The organism is Paenibacillus sp. G2S3 (assembly GCF_030123105.1).
In the GTDB taxonomy this organism is placed as follows: domain Bacteria; phylum Bacillota; class Bacilli; order Paenibacillales; family Paenibacillaceae; genus Paenibacillus_AQ.
In genome coordinates this window covers 2,759,433-2,776,969 of record NZ_CP126095.1, presented here as the reverse complement: position 1 = coordinate 2,776,969, position 17,537 = coordinate 2,759,433, and the positions used below count along the sequence as shown (strand labels likewise).

Here is a 17,537-nt window from a genome sequence, read left to right as displayed (position 1 = left end):
CGTTTCTACAAAAGGTCATATCTGAATAGGCTTGAGACTACTCTTCACCGCGGGTAAGCGTAATGCGATCTTCATAAATTTCTTCAAGAGCAACACCGACGAATTTATGCGATCTAGGGTTCTTCACATCTGTCTTACCACCCTCACGCAATTGTCTAGCACGACGTGCTGCGGCTACAACGAGCGAATACTTACTGTCAACCTTGGTCATCATTTCATCAATTGATGGATATAGCACAGGGACACCTCTTCATAGTTTACTGGTAATACCTTCAGCCTTACAGCATTCATTATCTAACTTTACAATGTTCGGCGATAATAATGCTTTCTATTCTCTTACAGGCCAGATCAATCTCATCATTCACAACAGCATAATCATAATGCTGCATTAGATTAATCTCATCCTCCGCTACAGTCATGCGGTGATCGATCACATCTGGATGTTCTGTACCCCGTCCGCGTATGCGGTCCTTCAACTCATCCATAGAAGGCGGAAGAAGGAACACAAAAATACCTTCAGGAAATTTTTCTTTGACTTTGAGAGCTCCCTGAACCTCAATTTCGAGAATAATATCTTTACCGCTATTGAGAGTTCTCTCTACAAAATCACGTGGAGTACCGTAAAAATTACCTACGTACTCCGCATATTCAAGCAGTTGGTCGGCTTCTATCATAGCCGAAAACTCCTCTTTGCTTTTGAAAAAATAGTTCACGCCGTCTTCCTCACCCGCACGCGGACTGCGAGTAGTAGCAGAAACTGAGTAGACAAGTTCGGGCATCTTCGGTCGTAGCGCAGTACATACAGTACCTTTACCCACGCCGGAAGGTCCGGATAATATGATGAGCAATCCTTTTGACATAATACACTCCATTTAGTTGTTATTCGTCGTTGTCGTCATCTTTACTGGATAAGCGATGCGCCACAGTCTCCGGCTGTACAGCCGACAGAATGACATGATCACTATCTGTAATGATTACGGCACGAGTCCGTCGGCCATAGGTGGCATCGATCAACATATGTCGATCTCGAGCCTCCTGGATAATACGTTTGATTGGTGCAGATTCCGGACTGACGATGGAAATAATGCGATTGGCGGACACAATATTTCCAAAGCCAATGTTGATAAGTTTGATTGCCATGTTCCGGTAGTTCCCCCCATAAAGTTCTATGCTATTACCTGTTCCCGGTTACTCTATGTTTGCCGCTTGTTCTCGAATCTTCTCCAGCTCTGCTTTCATGTCTAGCACAAGACCCACGAGAGTTAGATGATTACATTTTGATCCGATTGTATTCGTCTCCCGGTTCATCTCCTGAATGAGAAAATCCAGCTTGCGTCCTACCGGCCCTTTCCCCTTCAGGAGGGTTCTGCATTGTTCGAAATGACTATACAACCGGGTCAACTCTTCATCAATATTACAGCGATCAGCAAAAATAGCGATTTCCATCCCGAATTTATGCTCATCAAAAGCGAACGTCCCATCATTTAACTCATTTAATCGATGACGAAGCTTGTCACGATATTCAATGATTACAACAGGTGCAAGTTCGACCATTTCAGCATGCATCGTCTCGAGATGATTGAGACGCTGTTCAATATCAGCGGCTAGAAAACTGCCTTCACGGGCGCGCATCTCCAGCAGAGACTGCAAACTCTGCTCAAGTCCCGTCTCCAACATTTCAGAGTAGTCTTCTAAGGCCGCGGACACGGCACCCGCAGCCTCATCTTTGCTTTCCATAATACCGGGTATAGAAAGTATATCACGTAGAGTCAACTCACCGGACAAACCATACTCGTTCTTAAGCTGATCTGCTGCCTTAAGATAGGTCATGACAGCAGTGCGGTTCAGAACCGGTTCGGAAGACGACTCCTCGTGCTCTCTATTGATGGTAACATCTATCCTTCCCCGTTTGACGTGCTGCTGAACCTTTCTTCTCAGCACATCCTCATAACCCGTCCAATCCCGGGGCATCCGCAGTTCAACTTCGCAGTACCGGTGATTCACCGATTTCACTTCGAACATAATCTTGTAGCCGCCGAATTGCAGGGACGATTGACCGTATCCGGTCATGCTAAATGACAACGGAATCACATCCATTACACTATTGTAATTGATTATTACTAGCGAAACAAGGGGGACAATTTACGTCCTGATTTCTCCCATACATACTCCATTAACTGTGCACTCATATCATAGAACATAAACGGGGTCATCAAATAGATCCCATTGAAATGGGCTGTAGCAACATCTAGCAACTCTTTAGCGATGGCGACCCCTTCAGCTCTTCCTGCTTCCCCTTCAAGTCCCTTCATGCGGTTCCGAACTTCATCCGTAAGCTGGATTCCCGGAACCTCGTTATGCAGGAACTCTGCATTACGCCCACTAGCCAGTGGCATCACACCAATAAAGACGGGAATATCCAAATGTGCAGTTGCCTCAGCGATCTTCACGATAAGCTCCTGATCATAGACAGGCTGGGTCATAATATAATCTGCACCAGAGGCAATCTTCTTCTCCAGTCGCTGTACAGCCTTATCTAAATGTTTAACATTCGGGTTAAAAGCAGCACCGATAACAAAATTCGCTTTCTGCTTCAAAGGTTTGCCTGAGAAGGAAATGCCATCATTCAACTGCTTAATCATACGAATAATCTCAAAAGAGGTTAAGTCGTAAACCGAACTTGAGCCCGGAAGATCTCCGAATTTCGCTGGATCTCCAGTCACCGCTAACACATGATCGATTCCTAGCGCATCAAAACCCATCAAATGTGATTGAGTACCAATCAGATTACGATCGCGACAAGCAATATGCACTAGTGGACGGAGTCCAGTTTTAGCATGCACCAAATGGCCCAAAGCCATATTGCTCATCCGTGTAACCGCCAGTGAGTTATCGGCGAGCGTCAGTGCATCCGCGCCTGCTCTTCTCAGCGCTTCCGCGCCCTGCATAAACTTGGCGATATCCAGATCACGGGGTGGATCTAGCTCAACGATAACCGTATGGCGTTCCTTCACTAGATCAACCAAGTTCGGTTCACGACCATCTCTTCCCTCATCTTCGCCAAAATGCTCCTGCAAAGATACACGCTCCACAGTCGGAAGCGTCGGTTCTGGAAGTGGCTGTGGTACGTAACCTTTCAATGCGGAAGAAATTTCAGCAATATGCTGCGGAGTAGTACCACAGCAGCCGCCAATAATTCTGCAGCCCATTTCTGCAAAAGTCACTGCCATCTGTCCGAAATATTCCGGAGAAGCCCCATATCGATATTCTCCGTCTACATAATCCGCAACGCCCGCATTCGGATAGACTGAGGTAGGCAGAATTAAATTGCCTTGTACCGCTTTTAGTGCTCTCTTAATTCCGTTTGGACCAGTATTACAGTTAAATCCGATGATATCCGCTCCATCACCTTCTAAGATCCGGAAAGCCTCTGGTAACGTCAATCCATCTAATGTGCGTGCCGATTCATCCACAGCAAATTGGCAAATGACTGGGAGAGTACTATGTTTACGTACTGTTCTAAGTGCAAGATGCAATTCCTCGACATCGTAGAAGGTTTCTAGCATAATGCCGTCTACTTCTTCTTCTAACAATGCTGTAATCTGCTGTGTAAAATACTTCTTCAACTCTATTGATGAGAGATTTGCACGCTTACCTGCGCGAATAGAGCCTACAGCACCTAATACATAGCCAGTATCTCCAGCAGCTTTACGAGCGATTCTTACTCCGGCGCGATTAATTTCTTCAACCTTGGACTCCAAACCATATTTGGACAGCCTGTCAAAATTCGCTGAGAAGGTGTTGCTTTCTAGCAGCACTGCCCCTGCATCGATATAGCTGCGATGGACATCTTCGATAACCCCCGGAGAGGTCAAATTTAATTCCTCGTAGGAAATACCGACAGGGAAACCCTTCTGATATAAATAGGTACCCATCGCTCCGTCTCCGACCAATACTTTGTTTCCCCATGCGGAACGTAAATCCGGCTTCACTGCAAGATCCTCCCCTGATACTTTAGTTTCATACTAATGTATCATAAATCGGTATGGTTGATAAGCTTTCAAAAGAAGAAACGGCAGTCGTCTATAAAAGGCGACTACCGTTTCTATTTGAAATAAAAAAATGATATATACTATGAAACCTATACTATCTTATTCTTCAACAAAAGGCTGCCCAAGAATGCTCTCTTGAACTGCCTTTTATAGTTCTTTTCTATAGTGCTACACTGCCTGTGAATACAACCTCAGCGGGTCCCGTCATATACACATGGTTATCCTCTTCATTCCATTCAATATACAAATCGCCACCCTTTAGACTAATCCAAGCCGCCCGGTCTGTCAGACCATTCAGAACAGAAGACACTAAAGTTGCGCAAGCTCCAGTCCCACAAGCAAGTGTTGGTCCAGCTCCACGTTCCCATACCCGCATATCTACTCTGCCTCGATCCAGAACCGTCGCGAACTCGACGTTTACCTTTCTTGGGAACAATGGATGTACTTCTAGCTTAGGTCCCCATGTCGCAAGATCAAAAGATACGGCATCTTCTACGTAGATAACACAATGAGGATTACCCATAGATACTGCAGTAAACTTAAATTCGGTTCCATCCGATTCAATCGGCTGTGAGAGCACGGGTTCTGCATCAATAGACACTGGTATTTGAAGGCCAGACAATACAGGTTCGCCCATATCAACCGTTACAGTTTCCACTACACCATCTTTTACATTCAAGGTAACCTTTTGTTCTCCGGCACCAATCGTTTCAATCACAATCTGCTCGGAGTTTACCAAGCCATGATCGTAAACATATTTGGATACACAGCGTATGGCATTTCCGCACTGCTCCGCTTCCGAACCATCAGAATTCATAATTCGCATCATAAAATCGCCACGTTCAGATGGTAGGATGTATACTAGTCCATCAGCACCAATTCCGAAGAACCGATTGCATAACGTTACAGCAAGATCCGCTGCATTGCTTGGTAGCTCTTGCTCACCGAAAACTACAATGAAGTCATTTCCGAGACCGTGCATTTTTGTGAATTCCATTGAAAGTCCACTCCTAAAGGTTATGTTATGTTAGCATTCGCTTAAGCGTAATATTCTGTGTAATATAGCCCTTCACACGTATACGAGCTGTTAACTGCAACAAGTATACCTTTAGGAATGGAGCAATACTATTAACTTTATGCCGAAATTTTTGTACTTTTTATCATCGAATTACTGCCGCTACGACCACGATTACGTTTACCGCCCCAAACACTGCCAGCCCCCATCAAGAAGGTCGGAATCCCCGCTGTTACAAATACTAGACACCATTCACGGAAATTAAGCGGCACTGTTTTGAAGACGGGCTGGAGAAATGGAATATACATAACAGCCAGCATCAAAATCACGGATGACAATACAGCAAGAACTAGGTATTTATTCTGGAACGGATTTCGATGGAACACCGAACGAGAACTGCGGCAATCGAAGACATGAATCAATTGAGCCATAACGAGTGTCGCAAAAGCTACGGACTGTGCTCTAATCAGCTGCGCTGGATTCTCTGGTGCCACACGTAAGGTTAGCCAAAATGCTCCTAACGTACATAAACCAATTAAAAATCCCCGGCTTATGATCTTCCATCCTAAACGACGGGCAAAAATATTTTCCTTCGCGCCACGTGGCTTATGCTCCATCAAGTCCTTCTCAGGCTGGTCAACACCAAGCGCCATTGCTGGCAGACCGTCTGTCACCAAGTTGACCCATAAAATTTGGATGGGCACTAACGGCAGAGGCAGGCCGAGCATCATAGCAAAGAACATGGTCAAGATTTCCCCTACATTTGATGCGAGCAGGTATCGAATGAATTTACGAATGTTCTCATAGATGTTTCTACCCTCTTCAATGGCAGCAACAATGGTTGAAAAGTTGTCATCCCCTAGAACTAATGAAGATGCTTCCTTGGTCACATCTGTGCCGGTGATCCCCATAGATATTCCTATATCTGCTGCTTTAATGGCCGGAGCATCATTGACACCGTCTCCGGTCATAGCCACAACATGACCACGACGCTGCAAAGACTTCACGATACGAAGCTTATGCTCTGGAGATACGCGGGCGAATACGTACACATTATCCGATACTTTATCCAGCTCATCATCATCCATTCGAGTCAGTTGAGCTCCTGTTAATACTGTGCCCCCACGTTGCAGAATCCCTAATTGATGAGCAATGGCCTCTGCAGTCGTTCCGTGGTCCCCAGTAATCATTACAGTCTTAATCCCTGCTCGGCGTGTGACGCTAATGGCATCACGGACTTCACGGCGCGGTGGGTCAATCATTCCAGCCAATCCGATAAAGACAAGTTGGCTCTCCGCATCCTTTTCACTATCCACATTTTCACTTGGGCGCATATCACGATAAGCCATTCCTAATACACGAAGAGCACCTGAAGCCATTTGCTCATTGGCATCGAGTACTTTCTGCCGCAATGTTGGCGTTAAAGGCACGACACCGCCCTCCCAGAGCATATACGAACAGCGATTAAGCAGCACATCAGGCGCGCCTTTCGTACACACCATCCGCCCGCCGGGATGACCAATAATAACTGACATTAATTTCCGCTCGGAATCGAATGGAAATTCCTTCTCTCGGGAATAGGTTACGGCAAGCGTCTGGGCGGTCAGACCCATCTTCCCTGAAAGAGCCACTAAAGCCCCTTCAGTTGGATCGCCTTTGAGTTCCCAGATGGATGAGCTGTCAGATGATTTATCAACTACGCTGTCCTTATCCTTCCCTTTGCGTTTACCCCGAATACCCCGAACTTCGGTCGGGAAGGTTTCGATAATCTCCGCATTACTGCACAGAGCACCCACCTGTAACATCCGCCGTAAACTTTGATCATTTTTGAGATCTACAGGCTTACCTTTCTCCAGAACCTGTCCGTTTGGAGCATAACCTTCACCTGTTACTTCAAGCCCACGTCCGCCCGTCCATAATCGGGTCACCGTCATTTTATTCTGAGTCAACGTGCCCGTCTTGTCCGAACAGATAACGGATGCGCAGCCCAAGGTTTCTACCGAAGGCAATTTACGAACGATAGCCTTACGTTTGATCATCCGCTGCACGCCCAGCGCAAGTGCGATGGTTACAATAGCCGGAAGCCCTTCAGGAATCGCAGCGACCGCCAAGCTTACCCCAGCCAAGAACATAGCAGTGGCAGGCTGTCCATGTAAAATACCGGCTGCTACGACCACAATAGTTAAACCTAGTGATACATAGATCAAAATTTTCCCTAGCTGCTCGAGTCGATGCTGAAGCGGAGTTTCCTGAGATTCCGTATTCTGAATCAGGTCCGCAATCTTACCCATCTCTGTGTTCATTCCGGTTCGAATCACGATAGCCTTTCCAGTACCTCTGGTTACCATTGTGCCCATGAACCCGAGATTCTTTTGATCGCCGAGCGGAATCTCCTCCGCGTGGATCACATCCGAATGCTTCGAGACAGGCAGTGATTCCCCGGTAAGCGCGGATTCCTCCACATATAGAGAACTGCAATCCAGCCATCGTATATCCGCGGGAATACGATCACCACTCTCCAGCAAGACAATATCACCAGGTACTAACATCTTCGCTGGAATGACCTCGCTATTCCCCCCGCGCAGTACTTTGGCAGAAGGAGCGGAGAGCTGTTTTAAAGCTCTTAGCGAACGTTCGGCGCGGAACTCTTGGACAAACCCAAGGGCTCCGTTTAGAAGGATAATCGCGATGATCGTGATGGCATCCAAATATTCGCCAAGCAAACCGGATACGAGCGTCGCACCCATAAGCACAAGCACCATGAAATCCTTAAACTGGTTCAACAGCAGGGTAAACGGGGATACGGTCTTTCCTTCGGACAGCTCGTTGTACCCATCTTGCTTCCGTCGCTCCGCGGCATCCTCTCCACTGAGGCCCGTCCTCGGATGGACATTGAACATTTTCTGCAGCTCTTCTGCACCGAGCCGGTGCCAACTGTTTTGTTCCATGACTTTTCTTTCCCTCCCGGTCGTTTCTTGACTTCCGGCGGCGCACAGCTTTTCCACCTGTTCATGACCAAGTGTATTCAAGGTCGTCCAATAATATCACCGCCTAACCAATTCCCCTTTTGCGCGAATGTCCCAAAGTATGGCATCATAGAGAGGTAAGCTTAAACGTCTTCGGTGTTCTTATAAGGGCGGTAAGCGTTTAAACAAGAAATATAAGATATAAAGTATGATGTGAAACTTATACTTTCTTATATTTTTAAAAATTCATTTCACGTCGACAGGAGAGCTTTATCATGGCATTAGACGGCATTGTTACCCGAGCTATCGTGCACGAACTGCAATCATTCATCGGTGCGCGCATAGGCAAAATATATCAACCGAACAATCACGATCTTATCTTTAACCTGCGGGGTGCCGGCGGCGGCGGTAAGCTATTGCTCTCTGCTAATCCGACATATCCGCGTCTGCATCTTACAGAACGAAGCAGCATAAACCCATCCGAAGCACCTATGTTCTGTATGCTCATGCGTAAGCATTGTGAAGGTGGGACTATCGAGAGTATCACTCAGGTAGGCATGGAACGAATTATTCACATAAATGTTAAGACTAGAGATGAGCTTGGAGACGTCTCCGCCAAAAAGATCATCATAGAGCTCATGGGGCGGCATAGTAATATCATCCTTACAGATCTCAGCACCGGAACGATCATAGACGGCATTCATCATGTTACTCCTTCGATCAGTAGCTACCGGATCGTAATGCCCGGCGTCGCTTACACAGAGCCTCCACAGCAACACAAGCTGAACCCACTGGAGATCGGCAAAGAACGATTTCTCAATTTGATCTCAGCTGCTGAAGAATCCGCTCTACTGGAAGAAGATGAGAAGGAAACCGAACCGGAAGAAATCATTGAAGGTGAGCTCGCTAACCTGATTACAAAAGAAGAAGTTGAGCAGAAGCCTGACGGCTCAGGCGGTCCTTCCCCATCAGCTGACCCGATTGGCTGGATGGTGCATGCCTTCAGCGGAATGAGTCCACTTGTTGCCGGAGAGATTGCTCTTCGTCTCAGAAATGACCTAGCGATAGGTGATACACAGGAATCTACAGCAGAATTCCCAACAAAGTTATGGGAAGCCTTCCAGTCTGTAATGGGATCCGTGCATGATTTCGAATTTTCTCCAGTTTCAGGTGCGAATGCGAAAGGGAAAATGATATTTTCCGCAATTCCGTTATCTCTATTGGGTGAAAATACGAAGCAATATAACACGATTAGTGAGTGTATGGAGGATTATTACGGGGATAAAGCCGAACGAGATACGGTGAAGCAACGGGTAAGTGATCTGATCCGTTTCCTGAGCAACGAACGTAGCAAAAACGTCAAGAAGCTTGCCAATCTACAAAAAGATCTGGACGAAGCTCAGGACGCAGATCGTTACCGCATTTGGGGTGAGTTGCTATTTGCGTCTTTACATGCCGTATCCAAAGGAGATAAGCAAGCTTCATTGGTCAATTATTATGACGAAAATCAGGCAGAAATGGTCATCCCCCTTGACCCTTTATTAAGCCCATCGGATAATGCACAACGTTATTTTAAAAAGTACAACAAATATAAAAACAGCCTTCTTGTAATTAATGAGCAATTGATTAAGACCCATGAGGAAATATCCTACATGGAAAGTTTGCTTCAGCAGCTTGCCCATGCTTCACTGAATGATATTGAGGAAATCCGCGATGAGCTTGTAAGTCAAGGATACCTGCGCGACCGAAGTAAAAAAGGCAAGAAAAAGAAAAAAGCAACCAGACCTACATTGCAGGTCTTCACCTCGTCTGAAGGCATCGACATTTATGTCGGAAAAAACAATTTACAGAACGAATACGTCACCAATCGACTGGCTTCACCTAATGATACTTGGCTACATACCAAGGATATCCCTGGTTCTCACGTTGTCATCCGAAGCGAGGAGTTTGGAGATGCCACACTGGAAGAAGCAGCGCAGCTGGCCGCTTATTTCAGTCAAGCGAAGCAGTCAAGCAGTGTACCTGTAGACTGCACGCTGATCCGCCATGTCCGCAAACCGAGTGGCTCCAAACCCGGATTTGTGATCTATGATCATCAGAAGACGTTGTTTGTCACGCCAGATGAAGATCGCATTAAGAGTCTTCCAAATACGTTGAGAAGCTAAATAACAAAAAGAACCGGCTGTCGTCCATGTGTGGATGACAGCCGGTTTTTGTATTCTGCAATAATATAAGACCTTTAATTACTCATGAAGATATTCTAGTGTAAGATGTGCAACAGAATGAACTTAGTTTTGGCGCTAAATGATTTTGATTGCACTTCGTGCAATAGAAATCCTCAAAATCGCTCGTTCGAGGGATCATTCCTCTTTTTCATTGCACAAAGTGCAATAGACTTGTTTTTTTCAAGCTTCAACGAAGATTCTATTGCACAAAGTACAATCTAAAGCTAAAAATCACTTTTTGATTTGAACAGCATTTCAGCAACCTTCTTCAACTGTTCCAGCACATTAGCAGAAACCGTAACACTACCGATATCTCCATGAAATATAACACCTTGGCGGGCACCATGAAAATCCGAGCCACCAGTTATAATCAAACCATACTCTTCAGCCATGGTTAGGTAACGCTCTGAATCAGCGTGTTCGTGATCCGAATGATAGACCTCAATCCCTTTAAAAGTACCCCTCTCCAAAATCCCTCGTACCAACTGATCGTCACCATATAGGACTGGATGCGCCAAAACTGGAGATCCACCTGCCTCGATAATCCAGTCACAGGCTTCCTCGGGCATGATACGTGGGGGTGACACGTAAGCTGCTGCACCTTCGGCTAAATACTTATTAAACGCATCTCTCATATCCGTAGCTACTCCAAGACGAACCAACTCATCAGCAATATGTGGCCGACCGATACTCTCATCAGGCTTCAGTTCCCGTCCAATCCCCGCGACAACTGCCTCAAGCGTAATCTCAATCCCAAGCCCACGCAACTTAGAGATGATTGCCTCATTCCTAAGTGCCCGGGTATCTCTTAGACCTTCCAAGCGGGCTAGAAACAATTCATTTGCTGGATCTACGAAGTAACCAAGGACGTGAATATCTTTTCCACCAGCACGAGTGCTGATCTCTACACCCGGTACAACAGTAATTCCGTACTTCTCTCCTGCTTCGAGAGCTTCCTTCACACCAGCCACAGTATCATGATCCGTAATGGCAACAGCGGTTAGTCCCTTCTCTTTAGCGAGACGTACATTTTCCTCCGGCGGCTGCATACCGTCAGAGGCTTGAGTATGCGTATGGAGATCACATCGTCCGACTCCAACATGCTCCGATCTGTCGCCCTTCAGTGCTTCTAGTCTAGTTTCATTCTCCATTTCTATCACCTCTAACACTAGTTTCTAAGTTTCCATTTTTTAGTCAATCAAGCTTTAGTTATCATTCGAATGCTCGCGCAAAAAAGTCAGAAATGTCACTGCAGAAATCGGCAAGAGTGTCGATTTTAAATGAATAGCGTAGAACTGTCTTTTAAATGAGGCATCCGAGATATTCACGATTTTCAGAAGTCCAAGCGCCACCTCATGCTTTACAGAAGAGGTCGAGATGATTGTAATCCCAAGTCCAGCCTCCACTGCCGACTTCACAGCTCCCGTACTACCAAGCTCCATCACTACTTTCATCGTTCCCGGATCAAGCCCCTTCGAGAACAGCTGCTCTTCCATAACACTCCGTGTTCCTGAACCCTGCTCACGCAATACGAAAGGATGCTTAAGCACGTCTTCCAGAGTAACCTCTTGCTGCTCTGCCAGCGGATGATCATGGGGCACAATCAACTTCAGCTCATCCCCCATCACTGGCTCAATCACCATATCAGGATGTGTCACCGGCGCTTCGATTAAACCGAAATTCAATTGATGCTTTAGGATTTCCTCCATAATTTGCGAGGTATTCATGACTTTCATCATGATTGAAATGTTTGGATATTGCTTCCCAAAAGGACCTAACAGCCGTGGCAGCACATATTCCCCAATGGTAAGACTTGCTCCAAGCTGTAAGCGCCCCTCCAACATATGTGTAAACGCCGACATCGCTTGATCTGTCTCACGCATCAATTGAATACTGCGCAATGCGTATGGCATTAGAGTACGCCCTGCTTCAGAGAGCACGATTTTTTTGGTAGAACGATTGAAGAGCTTGGTTCCAAAATAATCCTCTAGCGCTTGTACTTGCATGGTCACTGCTGGTTGAGTCATATGCAGTGTCTGCGCCGCTGCCGAGAAGCTCCCCCGCTCTAAGACCGTATAAAAGATATGTAATTGATGAAAGTTCATGCTCTGCAACTCCTTGTGCTATCTGTAGAGGAAACTTAAGGATTATGTATGGTTTAAAGCTTTTTCTTTCTTATATTTTCAAAAAGGACATGCAGCCATCGCCGCATGCCTCCTGTCCGTTTTTTATACACTATTTGCGTTTACGCTTCTTCTTCCTTAGCTTAGTGCGGCGGGAATTGCGCAGCAGTGAAAAGTAAGTCTTTAAATCTCTCAACTGTGGTGTCACAGAGATTCTCCCAAGAAACGTAACGATGATCATAGAATATAATGGCTGACCTGAAATATCTTTTTCACCTGTCAATTCGGTAAACTCAGCGATTACTACAGAGTCATCGTCAATTAAATACGCGTTAAAATCACTGTCTGAAAAGGGCTTGAGCCGATTCTGCATCAGGCACTGCCACATCCATGCGGCGACCTCTTCGTCATTGCTTACACCTATACTGATCCGGTCCAAATAACGACGCTTCGCATGATTTGTTATAACGATGTCAGCGACCCTGTAGTCGTTCAGCATGATGTGGAAGGGCTCGTAAGTGCTGGGCCAATCCGTCCCTTTGTTGCGCATCATCATCACACTCCACCATAAGGGTCTTTGTATGTACTTAATGTTGTCATCTTACCTCATTGCTGAAAGTTGTACAAGTTCCAGCCCACGCGAGAAACCGCGTTTACTCGAGATCTGCGCATAAAAAAACAGGCGCTGCTTAAGCACCTGTTCATCTCCAAAAATTACATACCGTAATTACGGGACTTGTCCGGCCCATTACTGGTATACTCTGTCTTAATTTCGTTACGATAGGATCTTTCGATCTTACGAACGTAGGAGAGTCTGCGGACATTCTTCATAACTTCCTCGGCACGTTCTGCATTTACATACATCACAGCATAATGCATTTTCCGAGAAACATAATGTAATGTTCCGTATTTCTCAAGGTTACGTGCCGCTTTAACGTCACTTACCCAAATGATGTACCCTGTCCGTTCCGCAAACATAAGCTAAACCGCCTTTCTCTCTCTAAATCCCAAGGGAAGCTTATCCGCAGGAGCATTTTCCCCCGCTACCGCATCCACCTTTAGGGGAAGGATCATTGCTCGGTACTTTAATGCTATCCGATACTGAAAAAGCAATCGCTTCCGACATGGAATGCAGAATGTCATCAAGAGTCTTCTCCGCCTGCTTAAAAAGAGCGACCTCTTCAAACTTCTCCAATTCCGCTTCTACTGCCGAAACCTCATCCTTCGCTGAATGATAGTTCGGATGAAAATGTCCGAATCGTTGTGTTTCTTCAAACAACTCCTTCTTGGCTTGAAGTTGTTTGACCATGGCCTGAATTTCTGGGTTCGAATCAACCCGTCCTTTCCAGTATAAGTAATCCGACACTTCGGCGGATTGATTAATCATATCGCCTAATTCATAGGCGTATGTCAGCACTTCAGCCATATCGACCGTATTTAATTCCGCTACGCTCATGAACTCAGCTCTTTTCTACGTTAATGTTCTACCGAATTCAGTAGACTTTTCTATCATACCATAATCACTCGCTTCAGCAGAAGAGGAATTTCTTCGCCTTTTGGGAATAACTAACTTCATTTCCTTCCAGTCTTCAGGGGTCAGCTCTATTTCTTCAACCTTTTCACCATCGTTATACAGCAGATGCCCTGCCACTGTCCAAGGATTCCCTTTTATTCGGGAGGGGATGAAATCCAACATTTGGTCGTTTAAGGAAAAACGCACCTTAATTCCCCATCTCAACCCTTGCTCCATTACTTTCTGAGCGGTTGAGCTATGATAATGGCGCCATTCCTTACTCCAGATCTGTGGTATATTTTCTCCACCTAATAAGATATCCTCCTCCTGCTCAGGAGAAATAACAGGTAAGTTTAAAAATGGATTCCCGCTGTGAAGCAGCCTTAGTTCAGCATTTAGTGCTGGGAGTGAATACATTTCTTGCTCAGTTTCTACTTCTTGATGCAATGAAGTCCAAACAGCGTCAGCTTCCTCCTCCTCACGTCCTCCAATCATCCTAGAAGGAGCCAATCCTGCTAAGAACAACTCCTTGCGCATCTGCTCCACAGACTCTGGAGATACAAGGAAATGAAGCGGGCCGATACGCTTAAGGCTATCTTGCAGACGCGGATGAGCTGCGATAGCCGCTCCATCCTCTTCCTTCTGGCAAGTCAGCAAAATCACTTCGGAGAGTGAGGTTCGGCCAATGCTTTTTCCCCATTGCTCTAAAGACAGCTCCACCACAGAGGGCAGACCACCCAGTGCATGATCTCTTATCCAAGCTATCGCTTCTTGTGGAGGCATCCCTCGCTCTGATGCATGTACAAGCATCTCACGAGTCAGTCGAAAGCTCCACATCGTATCCGTTTGCAGTAGTTCAGCGCATTCAGCTAAAGTCCAGCGAACAATATAGGATACCTCCGGTGGAATCAGGACTTCAAAATCAGGCTGCACAATAAATTGCACATTCGAATTCTCTGCCATTGAATCAGAGAAAGACACACTACCCGACATCAGCTTTGGTTTTGCAGCCGTCCAGCGAAAACACTGAATACCCTCAGGCGTGCTCCCCAGTTCGCACCACCCAAAGCCTGTTAGACAACGAAGCCAGTGCAAGCTTGATTGTTCCAGCTCATTTCGAGCGACGTTTCCGGTTAAATTCATATCTCCCATCCAGTCCAGAAGCTCAGGCAATTCCAGCCATTTCTCTGGTACAATAGAAGTGCTAGATATCAAATAACGAAAATGCTGATCGGCAGGCCCCATGCTTCCAAAGCGATGAATCGCAATCCCATACAGGATGTCAGTCATCCTTGCCTCAGGTAGTTGCAACCAACGTTCCAGCATATCCTGGTCAAGTCTATAGCCTGTTTTTAGTCTGGTAATAAGCCCAAGACACAACATGATATCTACCATAAGAGCTGCTGGCAGTTCATTCATTTCATCCGAAGGACTGCCCATTGAGAGCCCCAGTAAATGTTCTTCCTGAAAAGAAAGCTGAGCCGCTAAGCGATTTAGATTTTTTTTATAAATAATTCCCTTAGCGGTCAAAGGCAAGCCTTCACGAGCAGTGAACAGCAAAGCCCGAAACAAATCTACTGTCAGTCCAGCTCCCGCCTCCATGGATAGATTCACTGAATAACCCTCTAAGAACTTTGGTTGGTAAGGGAAGAATTCTTGTTCTAGCGCTGATAGCTGTTCAACCGGAATCTGGTACAGCTTTTCCCCCAATATTTTATGCCTTGCAGTTAACAGCCCCGCGCGCCGCAGTTCATTCATTGCAAGCTTTTGCTCTGCCCGACAGAGCGTCGTAGGGCGCAAACGCTCTTCTTTCCCTTCGTCAAAGGGCTGGGCCGCGTAAGCAGCACATAATCGCTTTAAGACCTCTAACGCTTCCGCTGATAACTGGTTCAATGGATCGTTCGCCCCTTTCCGCTCGGCACCATTTTAACGACATATTCATACCCCTGTTCTGTCAAAAACATCCGGCGGCGCATAGCGAAATCCTGCTCTCGACTATCTTCAGATACCAGCGAATAGAAGTACGCTTTGTTCTCACCCGCCTTCGGACGCAAGATCCTTCCCAAACGCTGTGCCTCCTCCTGTCTTGATCCAAAAGCTCCTGAAACCTCAATAGCAATCGACGCATCTGGCAGATTCACCGCAAAATTCGCCACCTTAGATACAATCAACACCTGAATCTTCCCTTCGTTAAATGCTGCATACCGCTCATCTCTTTCTCGCTGCTTCGTTTTTCCAGTAATCAGAGGTGCACCGATCTTATCCGCCAGTTCAGTTAATTGGTCGAGATACTGTCCTATAACCAGAACCGATGAGCCCTGATGGACTTTTAAAAGCTCTACTACAACCTCAGCTTTTGCAGGATTACATGAGGCCATACGAAATTTCTCTTTGGCTTCCGCATACAAGTACTTCTGTCTTAGCTCAGAGCTCATCGGTACGATCATCTCGACACATTCCACCTCTGCGATCCAGCCCTGCTGCTCCAGCTCCTTCCAAGGCATGTCGTAACGCTTAGGCCCGATCAAAGAGAATACGTCCCCTTCCTTCCCGTCTTCTCTTACCAGAGTGGCAGTGAGACCTAGTCTTCTAGTAGCCTGAATATCTGCTGTAGCCCGGAATACTGGAGCTGGAAGCAGATGGACCTCATCATAAATAATCAAGCCCCAGTTGCGTTCGTTGAACAGCTTCATATGGAGAAAAGGTCCGCCTTTGGCTTGACGATGCGTTAATATCTGATAGGTAGCTATAGTAACTGGTCGCACTTCTCTTTTTTCGCCGGAATATTCACCAATAGACTCATCATCCAAATCGGTTCGCTCAAGCAGCTCATCCACCCATTGCCTTACTGAAGTTGTATTTGAAGTTAAAATCAGTGTTTCGCATTGTAGACTTTCAAGAACGGCTAACCCCACTACCGTCTTACCCGCTCCACAAGGCAACACAACTACCCCGCTGCCGCCTTGCCCTTCTGTCCCTTGAAACAACTGAACGGCCTCCTGCTGGTATTCACGCAGCCCAAATGATCCACCTTTCGCTCCATCCCCGGAGGTATTGCAAGACTCCTTCCAGGCCAAGCTTAGAGCTTGTCCCACATGATAACCAGCATAATCCAGTACAGGATAGCCTAGTCTCATCAGCTCTTGCTTTAAAAGTCCCCTGTACTCCGCAGAGCACGAGCTTTCTAGTGGATTTATTCTCTGCAAACCTAATTCCTTTAGACTTGATTCATTCCCTAGTTCATCCAGAATCTCAGCTGTGTCAGCCCTAAGCGTAATGATTTCATTCGAAGTTTCCTGTCCGTGAAGGGTCAGCCTCCCATACCTAGAGAGAAGAGTTCCGATCTCTTCCTCCAGTCCGGCAGGAACACCCCAGCGCGCGAGATCATGCAGACTTGAAATAATCGCTTCCGCTGTATAATTAAGCGAGGCTGCATTCCATAGTGATAATGGAGTGATTCTATAGGTGTGATAAGCCGGAGGACTCTTTACGAGCTCTGCAAAGGTTCCTAGTTCTTTCCTCGCCTTCTCAAAACCGCGATGTGCGCATTCCAGTAGAATCGTTCGATCCCTGCGTACAATACAAGCCCCTGTCTCATTCATAATGTTCCCTCCCCAATCATTAATTTCATCCAAGCTTGCGT

Annotated in this window: 15 protein-coding genes; 1 reads left to right on the top strand and 14 read right to left on the bottom strand. The window is 46.2% G+C overall.

Annotated features, from left to right (window positions below; all coding sequences use genetic code 11):
- Positions 1–37: 37 nt before the first annotated feature.
- The 7 genes from rpoZ to QNH28_RS11955 all read right to left on the bottom strand — a co-directional run bounded on the left by rpoZ (position 38) and on the right by QNH28_RS11955 (position 8,015).
- Entirely contained in the window at positions 38–238 is a 201-nt protein-coding gene (gene rpoZ / locus QNH28_RS11985) for a DNA-directed RNA polymerase subunit omega (RefSeq protein ID WP_036686188.1), read from the bottom strand.
- 52 nt (positions 239–290) lie between these two features.
- Entirely contained in the window at positions 291–860 is a 570-nt protein-coding gene (gmk, locus tag QNH28_RS11980; protein ID WP_076282916.1) for a guanylate kinase, read from the bottom strand.
- Between the two features lie 19 nt (positions 861–879).
- Positions 880–1,140, bottom strand: a complete 261-nt coding sequence (gene remA / locus QNH28_RS11975; protein ID WP_006209218.1) for an extracellular matrix/biofilm regulator RemA — start codon at positions 1,138–1,140, stop codon at positions 880–882.
- A 48-nt stretch (positions 1,141–1,188) separates the two neighbouring features.
- Entirely contained in the window at positions 1,189–2,082 is an 894-nt protein-coding gene (locus QNH28_RS11970; protein WP_283911551.1) for a YicC/YloC family endoribonuclease, read from the bottom strand.
- Between the two features lie 38 nt (positions 2,083–2,120).
- On the bottom strand, positions 2,121–3,992 hold the full coding sequence (locus tag QNH28_RS11965; protein ID WP_283911550.1) for a bifunctional homocysteine S-methyltransferase/methylenetetrahydrofolate reductase: 1,872 nt from the start codon (positions 3,990–3,992) through the stop codon (positions 2,121–2,123).
- A gap of 220 nt (positions 3,993–4,212) precedes the next feature.
- Positions 4,213–5,049 carry a diaminopimelate epimerase gene (dapF, locus tag QNH28_RS11960; RefSeq protein WP_283911549.1) on the bottom strand — a complete coding sequence of 279 codons (837 nt, stop codon included), beginning with the start codon at positions 5,047–5,049 and terminating at the stop codon, positions 4,213–4,215.
- 137 nt (positions 5,050–5,186) lie between these two features.
- The gene (locus QNH28_RS11955; protein WP_283911548.1) at positions 5,187–8,015 is read right to left on the bottom strand and encodes a calcium-translocating P-type ATPase, SERCA-type; all 2,829 of its coding nucleotides are present in this window, start codon (positions 8,013–8,015) and stop codon (positions 5,187–5,189) included.
- A gap of 293 nt (positions 8,016–8,308) precedes the next feature.
- Here QNH28_RS11955 and QNH28_RS11950 point away from each other — a divergent pair, with 293 nt between their 5' ends.
- Positions 8,309–10,198: an Rqc2 family fibronectin-binding protein gene (locus QNH28_RS11950; protein ID WP_283911547.1), complete on the top strand. Its 1,890-nt coding sequence runs from the start codon at positions 8,309–8,311 to the stop codon at positions 10,196–10,198.
- Positions 10,199–10,482: 284 nt separating this feature from the next.
- On the opposite strand, the gene QNH28_RS11945 is transcribed toward QNH28_RS11950, so the two are convergent.
- The 7 genes from QNH28_RS11945 to QNH28_RS11915 form a co-directional block, all read right to left on the bottom strand.
- On the bottom strand, positions 10,483–11,409 hold the full coding sequence (locus QNH28_RS11945; protein WP_349655046.1) for a PHP domain-containing protein: 927 nt from the start codon (positions 11,407–11,409) through the stop codon (positions 10,483–10,485).
- A 54-nt stretch (positions 11,410–11,463) separates the two neighbouring features.
- The gene (locus tag QNH28_RS11940) at positions 11,464–12,363 is read right to left on the bottom strand and encodes a selenium metabolism-associated LysR family transcriptional regulator (protein WP_283911546.1); all 900 of its coding nucleotides are present in this window, start codon (positions 12,361–12,363) and stop codon (positions 11,464–11,466) included.
- Between the two features lie 130 nt (positions 12,364–12,493).
- Positions 12,494–12,931 (bottom strand): hypothetical protein, encoded by a 438-nt coding sequence (locus QNH28_RS11935; protein ID WP_283912126.1) that lies wholly within the window; start codon positions 12,929–12,931, stop codon positions 12,494–12,496.
- A gap of 164 nt (positions 12,932–13,095) precedes the next feature.
- Entirely contained in the window at positions 13,096–13,359 is a 264-nt protein-coding gene (locus QNH28_RS11930; RefSeq protein WP_042126853.1) for a YlbG family protein, read from the bottom strand.
- A 40-nt stretch (positions 13,360–13,399) separates the two neighbouring features.
- On the bottom strand, positions 13,400–13,837 hold the full coding sequence (locus QNH28_RS11925; RefSeq protein ID WP_283911545.1) for a YlbF/YmcA family competence regulator: 438 nt from the start codon (positions 13,835–13,837) through the stop codon (positions 13,400–13,402).
- Between the two features lie 15 nt (positions 13,838–13,852).
- Positions 13,853–15,787: a helicase-associated domain-containing protein gene (locus QNH28_RS11920; RefSeq protein ID WP_283911544.1), complete on the bottom strand. Its 1,935-nt coding sequence runs from the start codon at positions 15,785–15,787 to the stop codon at positions 13,853–13,855.
- Entirely contained in the window at positions 15,784–17,496 is a 1,713-nt protein-coding gene (locus tag QNH28_RS11915) for a DNA repair helicase XPB (RefSeq protein WP_283911543.1), read from the bottom strand. Before QNH28_RS11915 ends, QNH28_RS11920 begins: the two co-directional genes overlap by 4 nt.
- Positions 17,497–17,537 lie beyond the last annotated feature (41 nt).

What these genes read in the sequence shown, in the direction of transcription:
- QNH28_RS11935 (WP_283912126.1), bottom strand. Translation starts at nt 12,931, where the DNA reads ATGCGCAACAAAGGGACGGATTGGCCCAGCACTTACGAGCCCTTCCAC.
- QNH28_RS11925 (WP_283911545.1), bottom strand. Translation starts at nt 13,837, where the DNA reads ATGAGCGTAGCGGAATTAAATACGGTCGATATGGCTGAAGTGCTGACA.
- QNH28_RS11930 (WP_042126853.1), bottom strand. Translation starts at nt 13,359, where the DNA reads ATGTTTGCGGAACGGACAGGGTACATCATTTGGGTAAGTGACGTTAAA.
- remA (WP_006209218.1), bottom strand. Translation starts at nt 1,140, where the DNA reads ATGGCAATCAAACTTATCAACATTGGCTTTGGAAATATTGTGTCCGCC.
- QNH28_RS11950 (WP_283911547.1), top strand. Translation starts at nt 8,309, where the DNA reads ATGGCATTAGACGGCATTGTTACCCGAGCTATCGTGCACGAACTGCAA.
- gmk (WP_076282916.1), bottom strand. Translation starts at nt 860, where the DNA reads ATGTCAAAAGGATTGCTCATCATATTATCCGGACCTTCCGGCGTGGGT.
- QNH28_RS11915 (WP_283911543.1), bottom strand. Translation starts at nt 17,496, where the DNA reads ATGAATGAGACAGGGGCTTGTATTGTACGCAGGGATCGAACGATTCTA.
- QNH28_RS11955 (WP_283911548.1), bottom strand. Translation starts at nt 8,015, where the DNA reads ATGGAACAAAACAGTTGGCACCGGCTCGGTGCAGAAGAGCTGCAGAAA.
- QNH28_RS11940 (WP_283911546.1), bottom strand. Translation starts at nt 12,363, where the DNA reads ATGAACTTTCATCAATTACATATCTTTTATACGGTCTTAGAGCGGGGG.
- dapF (WP_283911549.1), bottom strand. Translation starts at nt 5,049, where the DNA reads ATGGAATTCACAAAAATGCACGGTCTCGGAAATGACTTCATTGTAGTT.
- QNH28_RS11945 (WP_349655046.1), bottom strand. Translation starts at nt 11,409, where the DNA reads ATGGAGAATGAAACTAGACTAGAAGCACTGAAGGGCGACAGATCGGAG.